The sequence below is a fragment of the Nonomuraea mesophila genome (genome assembly GCF_004352805.1).
Classification (GTDB): Bacteria; Actinomycetota; Actinomycetes; order Streptosporangiales; family Streptosporangiaceae; genus Nonomuraea; species Nonomuraea longispora.
The window spans coordinates 42,004-53,860 of sequence record NZ_SMLD01000032.1 but is presented as its reverse complement, the minus strand read 5'-3'; the positions used below and the strand labels follow the sequence as shown (position 1 = coordinate 53,860).

General features: G+C 70.6%; 11 protein-coding genes. 9 read left to right on the top strand and 2 right to left on the bottom strand.

Features of this window, described 5'->3' with window-relative positions; all coding sequences use genetic code 11:
• Positions 1 to 2 precede the first annotated feature (2 nt).
• The 6 genes from E1295_RS15050 to E1295_RS15025 all read left to right on the top strand — a co-directional run bounded on the left by E1295_RS15050 (position 3) and on the right by E1295_RS15025 (position 6,563).
• Positions 3 to 2,525 (top strand): DNA translocase FtsK, encoded by a 2,523-nt coding sequence (locus E1295_RS15050; RefSeq protein WP_132630888.1) that lies wholly within the window; start codon positions 3 to 5, stop codon positions 2,523 to 2,525.
• Positions 2,526 to 2,620: 95 nt separating this feature from the next.
• The gene (locus E1295_RS15045) at positions 2,621 to 3,373 is read left to right on the top strand and encodes a helix-turn-helix domain-containing protein (RefSeq protein WP_132630887.1); all 753 of its coding nucleotides are present in this window, start codon (positions 2,621 to 2,623) and stop codon (positions 3,371 to 3,373) included.
• A gap of 69 nt (positions 3,374 to 3,442) precedes the next feature.
• Entirely contained in the window at positions 3,443 to 4,852 is a 1,410-nt protein-coding gene (gene rimO, locus E1295_RS15040; RefSeq protein WP_132630886.1) for a 30S ribosomal protein S12 methylthiotransferase RimO, read from the top strand.
• Positions 4,849 to 5,421, top strand: coding sequence for a CDP-diacylglycerol--glycerol-3-phosphate 3-phosphatidyltransferase (gene pgsA / locus E1295_RS15035; RefSeq protein ID WP_132630885.1), 573 nt, complete (start codon positions 4,849 to 4,851; stop codon positions 5,419 to 5,421). The genes rimO and pgsA overlap by 4 nt, the downstream gene beginning before the upstream one ends.
• 7 nt (positions 5,422 to 5,428) lie before the next feature.
• A complete protein-coding gene (locus E1295_RS15030; RefSeq protein WP_132630884.1) occupies positions 5,429 to 5,920 on the top strand; it encodes a CinA family protein in 492 nt (163 codons plus the stop codon).
• Positions 5,921 to 6,206: 286 nt separating this feature from the next.
• Complete coding sequence (locus E1295_RS15025) at positions 6,207 to 6,563, top strand: helix-turn-helix domain-containing protein (RefSeq protein WP_132596132.1); 357 nt, start codon at positions 6,207 to 6,209, stop codon at positions 6,561 to 6,563.
• Here E1295_RS15025 and E1295_RS15020 read toward each other — a convergent pair.
• Positions 6,560 to 7,348 (bottom strand): DNA-formamidopyrimidine glycosylase family protein, encoded by a 789-nt coding sequence (locus tag E1295_RS15020; RefSeq protein WP_132630883.1) that lies wholly within the window; start codon positions 7,346 to 7,348, stop codon positions 6,560 to 6,562. The genes E1295_RS15025 and E1295_RS15020 overlap by 4 nt on opposite strands.
• A gap of 87 nt (positions 7,349 to 7,435) precedes the next feature.
• Here E1295_RS15020 and E1295_RS15015 point away from each other — a divergent pair, with 87 nt between their 5' ends.
• The 3 genes from E1295_RS15015 to E1295_RS48700 are packed head-to-tail and all read left to right on the top strand — an operon-like array spanning position 7,436 to position 11,248.
• Positions 7,436 to 9,355, top strand: coding sequence for a serine/threonine protein kinase (locus E1295_RS15015; protein ID WP_166427237.1), 1,920 nt, complete (start codon positions 7,436 to 7,438; stop codon positions 9,353 to 9,355).
• Complete coding sequence (locus E1295_RS15010) at positions 9,352 to 10,932, top strand: serine/threonine-protein kinase (RefSeq protein ID WP_132630881.1); 1,581 nt, start codon at positions 9,352 to 9,354, stop codon at positions 10,930 to 10,932. The genes E1295_RS15015 and E1295_RS15010 overlap by 4 nt, the downstream gene beginning before the upstream one ends.
• Positions 10,892 to 11,248, top strand: a complete 357-nt coding sequence (locus E1295_RS48700) for a hypothetical protein (RefSeq protein ID WP_166427236.1) — start codon at positions 10,892 to 10,894, stop codon at positions 11,246 to 11,248. The genes E1295_RS15010 and E1295_RS48700 overlap by 41 nt, the downstream gene beginning before the upstream one ends.
• On the opposite strand, the gene E1295_RS15005 is transcribed toward E1295_RS48700, so the two are convergent.
• Positions 11,235 to 11,816, bottom strand: coding sequence for a TetR/AcrR family transcriptional regulator (locus E1295_RS15005; protein WP_132630880.1), 582 nt, complete (start codon positions 11,814 to 11,816; stop codon positions 11,235 to 11,237). The two genes, E1295_RS48700 and E1295_RS15005, sit on opposite strands and share 14 nt — an antisense overlap.
• Positions 11,817 to 11,857 lie beyond the last annotated feature (41 nt).

Sequence of the window (11,857 nt, the reverse complement as noted above, 5' to 3'; positions counted from 1 at the left end):
TCATGGCCACCCGTACGCCGAAAAGCGCATCGAAAGGGCCGGCGAAGCGGTCGACCTCGTCTCGCTCGACCTCCGCGAAGCGCGGAGGCACGTCGCCGGGACGGTCCAGGGCTAAGGGATCCGCCACCGGCCGCAAGCCTTCCGTGACCCACCAGGACCCGATCAGCTGGGTCTTCACGATGATCGGGAAACTGATCGTCGGACTGTGGATGCTGGTCGCCAACGGCATCGGCAGCACGGCCCGCGCGCTGGGCAAGAACGCCCGCGAGCTCGATCCCGCGCACCGGCGCGACGGGATGGGGCTGGCGGTCCTGGCGGCCGCCATCGTGGTCGCGGGCATGACGTGGCGCAACAGCGACGGCGCGGTCTCCAGCGTGGTGAACGCGACCGCGCGCGGCGTGTTCGGGTCGCTGGCCTGGGCGCTGCCGCTGCTGCTCGGCCTGCTGGCCTGGCGCTACCTCCGCCACCCCGACCAGAACGCCGACACCGGGCGCATGGTGATCGGATGGGCCGCCCTGCTGATCGGCGTGCTCGGCGTCATCCACGTGACCAACGGCACCCCCTACCCGGCGGGTGAGGGCCAGGGCATGGACAAGGTGTCGCAGGCCGGCGGCATGGTCGGGTTCATCGTGTCGGCGCCGCCCATGAGCATCCTGCCGCCGTGGATCACGATCCCGCTGCTGCTGATCCTGTCGGGATTCGGCGTGCTGGTGATCACCGCCACCCCCGTGCACCGGGTCCCCGAGCGGCTGGCCGAGCTCAAGCACCTGCTGTTCGAGCGGCACGCCGAGGCCGAACCCAAGGACTCCACGCCGAAGACGCCGTCCAAGAAGCGGGCCAGGTCGAAGAAGGCCGAGGCCGCCGAGGGCGGCGACCTCGTCAAGCCGTACGACACGCCCGTGCTGGCCGAGAAGGACAAGCACGCCGACCACTCCCCGGAGATCGTGCCGGGTCTGACGGACGAGGAGGCGGCGGCCGCTCCCGACCTGGAGCGCAAGCAGGAGCCTCCCGAGCCGACGCCGGCGCCGCGCAAGGTGGAGCAGCTCGTGCTGTCGCCGCAGGCGGGGCCCTACAGCCTGCCCGACCTGCAGCACCTCAAGCCGGGCACGCCGCCCAAGCCGCAGACCAAGGCCAACACGACCGTGGTCAACGCGCTGACCAGCGTGCTGGAGCAGTTCAGCATCGACGCCCAGGTCATCGGGTTCACCCGGGGGCCGACCGTGACCCGCTACGAGATCGAGCTGGGGCCCGCGGTCAAGGTGGAGAAGGTCACGGCACTCACCAAGAACATCGCGTACGCCGTCAAATCCGCAGATGTCAGGATCTTGTCGCCCATCCCCGGTAAGTCGGCGATCGGGGTCGAGATCCCGAACGCCGACAAGGACCTGGTGGCGCTGGGCGACGTGCTGCGCTCCCAGGTCGCGCAGGCCGACCACCATCCGATGATCGTCGGCCTGGGCAAGGACGTCGAGGGCCGCACCATCGTCGCCAACCTCGCCAAGATGCCCCACCTGCTCATCGCGGGCGCGACCGGCGCCGGTAAGTCGGTCTGCGTCAACGGGCTGATCACCAGCGTCCTGATGCGGGCCACGCCCGACGAGGTACGCATGGTGCTGGTCGACCCCAAACGGGTCGAGCTCAGCGTCTACGAGGGCATCCCCCACCTGATCACGCCGATCATCACCAACCCGAAGAAGGCCGCCGAAGCCCTCGAATGGGTGGTCGGTGAGATGGACCGCCGCTACGACGACCTGGCCGCGTCGGGGTTCCGGCACGTCGACGAGTTCAACAAGGCCGTGCGGGCGGGCAAACTGCAGCCGCCGCCGGGCAGTGAACGGGTCTACCAGCCGTACCCGTACCTGCTGGTGATCGTGGACGAGCTGGCGGACCTCATGATGGTGGCCCCGCGCGACGTCGAGGACTCGATCGTCCGCATCACCCAGCTCGCCCGCGCGGCGGGCATCCACCTGGTGATCGCCACGCAGCGGCCGTCGGTCGACGTGGTCACCGGGCTCATCAAGGCCAACGTGCCGTCCAGGCTGGCCTTCGCGGTGTCGAGCCTCACAGACTCGCGGGTCATCCTCGACCAGCCCGGCGCCGACAAGCTGGTCGGCCAGGGTGACGCGCTGTTCCTGCCGATGGGCGCGAGCAAGCCGATCCGCATCCAGAACGCGTTCGTCTCGGAGAAGGAGATCGCCGAGATCGTCGCGTACTGCAAGGCGCAGATGCAGGCCGAATACCGCGACGACGTGGCCGCCGCGCCGGTCAAGCGGGAGATCGACGAGGACATCGGCGACGACCTCGACCTGCTGATCCAGGCGGCCGAGCTGATCGTGACCACCCAGTTCGGCTCGACCTCGATGTTGCAGCGCAAGCTGCGCGTCGGGTTCGCCAAGGCCGGCCGGCTGATGGACCTGCTCGAAAGCCGCAACGTGGTCGGCCCCAGCGAAGGATCCAAGGCTCGCGAAGTGCTGGTGAAACCGGATGATCTGCCGGGATTGCTGGCCGACCTGCGTGGCGAATGACCCCAATGCGTGCATGCCCAGCGGTAACTGGTTGAATATGAACCACTACGCAACGTCGTGGTGGTTAGTCCAGGCGCCATGGGGAGGCGTTCGCTGTGCAGGATCAGAGCATCGGGGCCGTGCTGACTGCGGCCAGGCAGTCGGCCGGTCTGACGGTCGCGCAGGTCAGCGCGGCCACCAATATTCGCGAGACGATCATCCATCGCATGGAGCAGGATGACTACGGCCAATGCGGCGGTGACTTCTACGCCAGAGGGCACATCAGGGCCGTGGCCCGCGCCGTGGGCCTCGATCCCGAGTCCACCGTGCACCTTTTCGACCAGCAGCACGGCGGCGCACCGGAACCGGTGGCCGCCTCGGCCGTGTTCCAGGCCGACCGTAAGATCAACGTGCCGGAGCGGCGGGGGCCCAACTGGACGGCGGCGCTGGGGGTGGCGCTGGCGATCGTGATGGTGTTCGGCATGATGCGGGTGCTGGGGGGCGCCAGCGACCAGGTCCGTACGGCGGACGTACGCGCGGCGTCGGCCAAGCCCAGCGTCCCGCCCAACACGCCCATCACCGAGACGCCGCGCGCCAGGGCCGCCAAGAAGGGCATGGTGACGCTCCGGATCAAGGCGAAACGGTCGTCGTACGTGAACGTGCGCGACGCCGAGGGCCGCAAGCTCTTCGCGGGCACGCTCAAAGCGGGAAAGACGTCGACCTGGCGGGCCGAGGGCAAGGTCAACGTGCTGATCGCCGACGCGGGGGCCGTGTCGGTGCAGGTCAACGGCAAGAAGGTGACGTCGCTCGGCGAGGAGGGGGAGTCGGTGCGGCGTTCGTTCGGCCCGCCGAAGACGCAGGCGCGGTAGTCGCGCGGGGGTCACTGAGGGAGCCGGTGCATCGGGTGGTGGCCAACTCCCGATACCGTAGTGTTCACCATGTCATCCCGCCGAACCGCATCGCTGATCACTCTGGGCTGCGCGCGCAACGAGGTCGACTCCGAGGAGCTGGCCGCGCGACTCGAGGCTGCCGGCTGGCAGCTGGGCGACGACGACCCCGATGTCGTCGTCGTCAACACCTGTGGCTTCATCGAGTCGGCCAAGAAAGACTCCATCGACACGCTGCTGGCCGCCGCCGACTCCGGTGCGAAGGTGGTGGCGGCGGGCTGCATGGCCGAGCGCTACGGCAACGAGCTGGCCGACGCGCTGCCCGAGGCCAGTGCGGTGATCTCTTTCGACGACTACGCCGAGATCGGCGGCCGCCTCGACGACGTGGTCGCCGGCCGGCCGCTCAAGCCGCACACACCGCGTGACCGCCGCACCCTGCTGCCCATCTCGCCGGTGGACCGTGCCAGCGCGTCCAGGCCCAACATCCCAGGCCACGGCGACCTGCCCGAGGGGCTGGCGCCCGCGAGCGGCCCGCGCGTGCTGCGCAGGCGGCTCGACGAGAGCCCGGTCGCCTCGCTCAAGCTCGCCTCCGGCTGCGACCGGCGCTGCACGTTCTGCGCCATTCCCGCCTTCCGCGGCTCCTACGTCTCGCGCAAGCCCGAGGACCTGCTGGCCGAGGCCGACTGGCTGGCCCACCGGGGCGTGCGCGAGCTCGTCCTGGTCAGCGAGAACTCCACGTCCTACGGCAAGGACCTGGGCGACCTGCGGGCGCTGGAGAAACTGCTGCCCGACCTCGCGGCCGTCGAGGGCGTCGAACGGGTGCGGGTCAGCTATCTGCAGCCGGCCGAGCTCCGTCCCGGCCTGATCGACGTGATCACCGGCACCGAGGGCGTCGCCGCCTACTTCGACCTGTCCTTCCAGCACGCCAGCGGCTCCGTCCTGCGCCGGATGCGCCGCTTCGGCGACCCCCAGCGGTTCCTCGGGCTGCTGGAGAGCGTCCGCGAGCGTGCCCCTGAGGCGGGCGTGCGCTCCAACTTCATCGTGGGCTTCCCCGGCGAGACCGAGGAGGAGTTCGGTGAGCTGGTCGCCTTCCTGGAGGCCGCCCGGCTCGACGTGATCGGCGTGTTCGGCTATTCCGACGAAGACGGCACCGAGGCGGCCGACCTGCCGGGCAAGCTGCCTCAGGAGGTCGTCGACGAGCGGGTGCGGGCGCTCACCGAGCTGGCCGAGGAGCTGACCGCGCAACGCGCGGAGGAGCGCATCGGCACCGAGGTCGATGTGCTCATCGACGACGACCTGGGTGACGGCGGCTACGAGGGCCGGGCCGCCCACCAGGGCCCCGAGGTCGACGGCTCGGTCACGGTGCAGGGCATCGGCCTGGTCCGGGGAGAGATCGTGCGCGCGGTCGTGGTCGACGCCGAGGGGGTCGATCTGATCGCGCGTATCAAGGCCGGTCCATGAAAAGGGACGAGCGCCGCGTGGTAAGCCCGTGGAACATCGCCAACGTCCTCACGGTCCTCCGGTTGGTGCTCGTCCCTTTCTTTGTCGTCTGCCTGTTCGTGCCGGGCACGGGCTGGCGGGTGGCCGCGCTGGCGGTCTTCGCGGTGGCCTCGATCACCGACCATCTCGACGGTGAACTGGCCCGGCGCTACGGCCTCATCACCGACTTCGGCAAGATCGCCGACCCGATCGCCGACAAGGCGCTCACCGGCGCGGCCCTGGTGTGCCTGTCGATCCTGGGCGAGCTGCCGTGGTGGGTCACGGTCGTGATCCTCGGCAGGGAGCTGGGCATCACGGCGCTCAGGTTCGTGCTGCTGCGGCACGCCGTCATCCCGGCCAGCTACGGTGGCAAGATCAAGACCGTGCTGCAGATCGCCGCCATCGTGCTCTATCTGCTGCCGTTCGTGCCCGGTCCCGTCCGGTGGGTGGTGATGGGCGCGGCGGTGGTCGTCACGGTGGGCACGGGGGTCGACTACGTCGCCAGGGCGATCCGGCTGCGCATGGTCGCCAAGCGAGCGCGCGGGGAGTGATCGATCGATGGCGGACGTGGCCGGGGTGTTGCGGTTGCTGGTGGCCCAGGGCGCCACGGTCGCGGTGGCCGAGTCGCTGACGGGCGGGCTCATCGGGGCGAGCATCACGTCCGTCTCCGGGGCCTCCCAGGCGTTCGTGGGCGGTGTGATCTCCTACGCGACCGACCTCAAGCGGGAGCTGCTGGGCGTGCCCGGCGAGCTGCTGCGCCGCGAGGGCGCCGTGCATCCCGACGTGGCCGCGGCCATGGCGGCGGGGGTCGCCCGGGTGTGCGGGGCCACGTACGGGCTGGCGGTGACCGGCGTGGCGGGGCCGGAACCTCAGGACGGACGGCCCGTCGGCACCGTCCACGCGGCCGTCTGCGGGCCGGGCGGGCGGATTTCGGCCCGGACGTTGAGCCTGAGAGGGTCACGCGAACGTATCAGGGTAGAGACGGTGGACGAGGCGGTTGATCTCCTGGCAGGTGTGCTGAAGGCGAACATAGGGGAACATTCCGGGTGATTACTGTGTTACGTCCCGAGCGAACATCCGACGCACGGTCTGACGCTGTGTCGGTGGATACGGGTACGGTGGAGCTGTGAGTGAGGTCCGTGAGCCAACTGCAAGCACCGAGCGCCCGGCAGGCGGGCCTGATGAGTCTAGCGACGCGCCACGAGCGGCGGCCCCTGGCCGGCCCAGCCCAGTGATGACGGCGAGGAGTATGTACGAAGCGAAGAAGACCAATGTGCGGCACGAACCGATCGCGCGGGGCGTGGTGAAGACATCCGCGCCGGGGAGGGAGCGACAGATGATTCTGCTGCGTCAGCTGCTCGGCGACGTGCTGAGGCGGTTGCGGGTGCGGCAGGGACGCACGCTGCGCGAGGTGTCCACCCTCGCACGTGTTTCGCTGGGCTACTTGTCCGAGGTGGAGCGCGGGCAGAAGGAAGCCTCGTCCGAGCTGCTCGCATCCATTTGCGGCGCACTCGGCGTGCCCCTTTCGCAGGTTTTGCGTGAAGTTTCCGACCAGTTCGCGCTGGCGGAGCTCCAGGCTGCCCCCGTGCTTGCCGACGTGCCCGAGCACGAGCGCCTGCCCCTGGCGGAGTCGGTCCCCGGGTCGATCCCCGAATCCGTGTTCCCCGAAGTCAAGGACATGGTGGCCGCCTAACGCGGTTGGCAGCCGGCACACCACAGGATCAGCCGTTCCTGTGCGCCTGCCCCCATTTCCCCGCGGCTGATGCGGGTGCCGCATCGGCGACAGGGCATCCCTGCCCTGCCGTAGACCCACGTCCGGTTCGCCGGACGGCGATCACCTGTGGTCACCGTGCCCGCAGGCGCTCGATGATGGGCGTTCGCGGCCATGATGCGTTGGGCCAGTGACACGAGCCCTTCCAGATCCTCGACCTCTCCGACCGTCCGCCACGGCCAGATCCCGCGCAGAAACAGGGTTTCGGCTCGATAGATCGTGCCGATCCCGGCCAGGTTGCGCTGATCGAGCAGCGCCTCCCCGATGGTTCGGCCGGGCGCCGCTCGCAGTCTCCGCACGGCCTCTTCCGGATCCCAGTCCGGCCCCAGCAGGTCCGGGCCGAGATGCCCCACCAGCCGTGCCTCCTCATCCGTCCTGACGAGATCCACCATGCCCAGCCTGCGCCCCACCGCCTGCCAGCGCTCGTTGGCGAGGATCAGCCTGACCAGGTCACCGGGCGGTGTGCGCCGCCCGGCGGGCGTCACCACCCAGCTCCCGTCCATCCGCAGGTGGGTGTGCACGGTCAGGTCGCCCTCCACGCGGGTCAGCAGGTGCTTGCCGCGCGACAGCGTGGTGACGACAGCGCGCCCCGTCAGGTCGGCGGTGGCGTGCCTGGGCACACGGAAATCCGACCTGGTGAGCACGCGCCCGTCCAGGGCGCCGCGCAGTCGGCCGGCCGTACGGTGGACGGCGTCTCCCTCCGGCATCCTTCCAGTCTAGAAAGCGCCCATTCCGTCCCCTCCGCCCCCATAATGACGATCGGGGGGCCAGACGTGGTGGGAGGCAACTGCGGCATGTCAGAAATCTCAGGTTTACGCGGCGACGACCCTGCAGAGGTGGCCGGTCACCGGGTGACCGGACGGCTGGGCCCCGGCGTCTACACCGGGCGCGCTCCCAGCGGCGAGGCCGTGGTCATCCGGCTGCTGCCGCCGGAGCTGGATCCCACGCCCTTCCTGCACGCGATGGAGCCCCTGCGCGGGCTTTCCGCGGTCAGCACCGCTCAGGTCCTGTCGACGGGGATGCTGGACGACCGGACGTACGTCGTCAGCGAGTTCGTCGACGGCCCGACGCTGCAGGAGAGCGGTGGCGGCCTCGACGGCGTGGCACTGCACCGGCTGGCGGCCGGCACGATCACCGCGCTGGTCGCGATCCACCAGGCGGGGTTCGTCCACGGGGACATCAGCCCGGCCAACGTGCGGCTGGGTCCTGACGGGCCACGGGTGATCAACCTCGGCCTGGAGCACGCCCTGGCGGAGGCGGCGACCTCCACCCGCAAGGTGGGGGTTCCCGCCTACACCGCCCCCGAGCGGCTGCGCGGCGCCGAGGGCGGCCCGGCCGCCGACGTGTTCTCCTGGGCGGCGACCATGGTGTTCGCCGTCTCGGGGTCGTCGCCGTTCGAGGGCGGTTCGATGGCGGCGACCGTCGATCGCATCACCGGCGGTGAGCCTGATCTGCCCGACCTCGGCGAGTTGCACGCGCTGATCGTCGCGTGCCTGGCCAAGGACCCGGCGGCCAGGCCCGCGGCGAGTGAGGTGCTGCTGCGTTTGGTCGGGCAGACGTCGTTCCTCACGGGCCCGTTGCGAGCCGGCCCTTCCCTTCCCGGCGAGCAACCCGCACCACCGCCCATCGGGGCGCGGCCGCGCGTGCGCGTGCTCGCGCTGGTGGCCGCGTTCGCCGCCGGGGCGCTGGTCTCGGGGATCGGCGTCTACGCCCTGGTGGACACCGGCACGCCCGTGCGGGGCGTGGCCGCCACCAGCTCACCCGGCGGGCCCGCCGCGCAGCCCACGGTCAGCGCGTCCGCCACGGTCGCCCCGCTGGAGAAGGTCGAGAAGAAGGCGGCGACCGACTCCGAGCTGCCGACCATCGGAGCCACCCTGCACGAGCATCCCAGCGATCCGGTGCGCGCCGCGTCCTATCTGGAGGCCAAGGGGAAGTTCACGGCCTACGTCAGGGAGCGCGGGGGCGCCTTCAAGGCGGTGGGGACGGCCGAGGAGCCAGCCCTAGCGCCCGGCGGCGACTGGGTGGCGCTCAACCCCTTCCTGAAGTTCCAGAACTCTGAGATGGACCACGTCAAGCTGGCCAGGTTGTCCACAGGTGAGTCGTTCGTCGTCACCACAGTCAAGAAACCGCTGCAGACCATGACTCCCGTGTGGTCCAGAGACGGCGCCCGGCTGCTCATGTCGGTCATCGACGCCGGCGAGCCGCGCAGGGTCGTGGGTTTCGTGGTCGTCGACCTGGCCACGAGGAAGGCGGTGCACGTCGAGACCGAGTACTTCGACGACGCGGCGTTCAGCTTCACCTTCACGCCGGACGGCTCGATCGCCAGGGGATACGGCGACGGCAAGCGTCACGGCATCGAATACTTCGACATGTCAGGCCAGGTCACCAAGACGTTGCACTGGGTGGGCGCGCCCCGCGACCGCGACTGGTTCTCCCCGTCCGGCAAGAGCTTCGTCACCTTCTGCCCCAGCGAGAAGGAGATCTGCGTGTGGAACTCCGCGACGGGCGCGCGCCAGGCGACGGTGCCTGTCAAGGCCGAGGAATCGAGCCTGCTCGGCTGGTTCACCGACAAGCACCTCCTGATCCAGGAGCCGGGCAAGAAGGGCGCCGCCACCGTCAAGGTCGTGGACCTCCTCGGCACGACGCAGCGCGTGCTGGCCGACGTCGAGCCCGGGCGCGGCCTCCTCCGGTTCGCCCGCTTCCCCGGTCGATGAAGCCGCTGGTCGCGGGCGACCCCCGCGAAGTGGGCGGTCACCGCATCGTGGGCCGGCTGGGCGAGGGAGGCCAGGGTGTGGTCTACCTCGGCGAGTCGCCCGAGGGAAGGCAGGTCGCGGTCAAGCTGCTCGGGTCGGGGCTCGACGATCCCGGCGCGCTCGATCGCTTTCGTCAGGAGGCGGGTTACGCGCGGCGGGTCAAGGCGTTCTGCACGGCTCAGGTGCTGGACGGCGGCGAGGCCGGCGGCCTGCCGTACGTGGTCAGCGAGTTCGTCGACGGGCCCTCGCTGGCCCAGGTGATCCAGGAGCGCGGCCCGTTGCGCGGGGCGGAGCTGCGCAGGCTGGCCATCGGCACGCTGACCGCGCTGGCCGCCATCCACCAGGCGGGCGTCGTGCACCGCGACTTCAAACCCGGCAACGTGCTGCTCAGCAGGGACGGGCCACGGGTGATCGACTTCGGCATCTCCCGCGCCGTGGAGGAGCTGGAGCACCATGGCGACGTCATCGAGGGCACGCCGCCGTACATGGCTCCCGAGCAGTTCGGCGGGGGTGCGGCGGGAGCGCCGGCCGACATGTTCGCCTGGGCCTCGACCATGGTGGCCACCGCGACGGGACGCCCGCCGTTCGGCACGGGCCCGCTGCCGGCGCTCATTCACCGCATCACGCGGGCCGAGCCCGCTCTGGGAGAGCTTGAGGGCGAGCTGCGCGAGCTGGCGGTGCGGTGCCTGGCCAAGGACCCCGGCGAACGGCCGACTGCCACGCAGGCGCTGCTCACGCTGCTCGGGCACCGCGTGCCTGAACAGCGGCTGCTCGCAGAAGGGCAGCAGTCGGCTGCGCCGCCCTCCCGCCACCTCAGACGGCTGCCCCCGGCCGTCACGGTGTCGCTCGCAGTGGTGGCCGCCGTGGCTGTCGCGGCCGCCGTGCTGCTCACCCGTCCGTCACCCACTGCCGTCACGTCCGCTGGCCCGGCCGCTGGGCTCCCGCCGGCGCCGAGCGCAGGGCCGATGCCGCTCACCTCGGTGTCAGAGGTCGAGCTCCAGGACACCGGCATCACCGTTCACGAGAGCCCCGACGATCCCGTGTGGGTCTCCTCCTACCATGACCAGCGCAAGGGCCAGGCCGGGTCGTACGTGCGTGACCCGGCCACGCGGCGCTTCGCCTTCTTCGGCAACCTGGAGGAGCCGATCGTCTCGCCGGGCGGCGGCTACGTGGCCTCCCTGTCCTCGACGCGGCTCCAGCGGACGGACTTCGAGACCATCCGGCTGCGCGAGCGCGCCACCGGCCGCGACCGTGACCTGCGCACCGTCGACAAGCCCGCCACACTGTTCTGGCCGGCCTGGTCTCCTGACGGGGGGGCGGCTGCTCACGACCGTCGTCGAGGCCGGCGAGCCGGCCAGGACCGTGGGGTTCGCGGTCGTGGACCCGGTGGCCGGCACGGTCAAGGTCACGCGGGTGGCGGGCGCGGAGCAGGCCAGGTACGCGTGGGGTGCGGACGCCGGGAACGTGGTGTACGGGGCGCCGGGCGGGGTGGTGAAGGTGCTGGCCCTGGACGGCGAGGAACTGCGGGCCTTCTCTGACGTGGGCGAGGTGGCGCCGGGCGGCGTGGCGCGTACGAACCTCGGAGCGGTCTTTGCCACGAAATGCCCGAACAACTCGCGAAATATTTGCTTCTGGGACGAAGCGAGCGGCGACAGGAAGGGCGTCGCCCGGTTGCCGGAGGGCGGGAGTTTCAACGGCTGGATGGACGAGCGGCATTTCCTGGCGACCGTGCCCGGCGGCGGCGGGAACGCCGACGTCGTCCTGATGGACCTCACGGGCCGGCCCGTCCGCACGCTGGCCGGCGGCCCGGCCGCCGAGCTGGCCGACATCCCGCTCTGGTTTACCCGGAAGTAGCGACCCACTCGTCCACCAGGACGCAGAGCTGGTCCAGGGCCTCTTCGACGCGCTCGCGGTCGCCGGTGGTGAGCAAGTCGATCTGCAGCCCTGTGTACGCCGAGTTGGCCAGCGTGGAGATGCGCAGCGCGTCGGCCTCGGGCACGCCCCGCTCGCGCAGCAGCCCCGCCACGAACTCCGACCGGTCCGACAACAGCCGTGGGACATGGCCGCGCAGACGCCCGCCCGCCGCCAGGCCCTCGATCTCGTGGATGAGCCGCGCGATGGGCAGATTGTCCTCAGAGGACTGCCAGTCCCAGGTGCGGCGGATGATGGAGCCCACGCTGTCGGAGCCCGCCCAGCCGGGCAGCGAGCGCAGCCAGGCGCGGTGCCGCTCGTCGAGGCGCTCCATGGTGGCCGACAGCAGCTCCTCCTTGTCGGCGAAGTGGTGCGTCAGCACGCGCGTGGACTTGCCCAGATGCTCGGCCAGCGGTCGCATCGACAGGGTCGAGAGGCCGTGCCCCGCCAGATAGTCGACGATCTGGTCGAGCAGCTCGGCGCGGCGGTTGGGGTCGGCGGTCCTGGCCATGGATATCCCTTTGACGTCATCGAGGTGACGACTGTTACCCT

What these genes read in the sequence shown, in the direction of transcription:
- E1295_RS15050 (WP_132630888.1), top strand. Translation starts at nt 3, where the DNA reads ATGGCCACCCGTACGCCGAAAAGCGCATCGAAAGGGCCGGCGAAGCGG.
- pgsA (WP_132630885.1), top strand. Translation starts at nt 4,849, where the DNA reads ATGAAAAGGGACGAGCGCCGCGTGGTAAGCCCGTGGAACATCGCCAAC.
- E1295_RS15025 (WP_132596132.1), top strand. Translation starts at nt 6,207, where the DNA reads ATGATTCTGCTGCGTCAGCTGCTCGGCGACGTGCTGAGGCGGTTGCGG.
- E1295_RS15010 (WP_132630881.1), top strand. Translation starts at nt 9,352, where the DNA reads ATGAAGCCGCTGGTCGCGGGCGACCCCCGCGAAGTGGGCGGTCACCGC.
- E1295_RS15020 (WP_132630883.1), bottom strand. Translation starts at nt 7,348, where the DNA reads ATGCCGGAGGGAGACGCCGTCCACCGTACGGCCGGCCGACTGCGCGGC.
- E1295_RS15015 (WP_166427237.1), top strand. Translation starts at nt 7,436, where the DNA reads ATGTCAGAAATCTCAGGTTTACGCGGCGACGACCCTGCAGAGGTGGCC.
- E1295_RS15030 (WP_132630884.1), top strand. Translation starts at nt 5,429, where the DNA reads ATGGCGGACGTGGCCGGGGTGTTGCGGTTGCTGGTGGCCCAGGGCGCC.
- E1295_RS15005 (WP_132630880.1), bottom strand. Translation starts at nt 11,816, where the DNA reads ATGGCCAGGACCGCCGACCCCAACCGCCGCGCCGAGCTGCTCGACCAG.
- rimO (WP_132630886.1), top strand. Translation starts at nt 3,443, where the DNA reads ATGTCATCCCGCCGAACCGCATCGCTGATCACTCTGGGCTGCGCGCGC.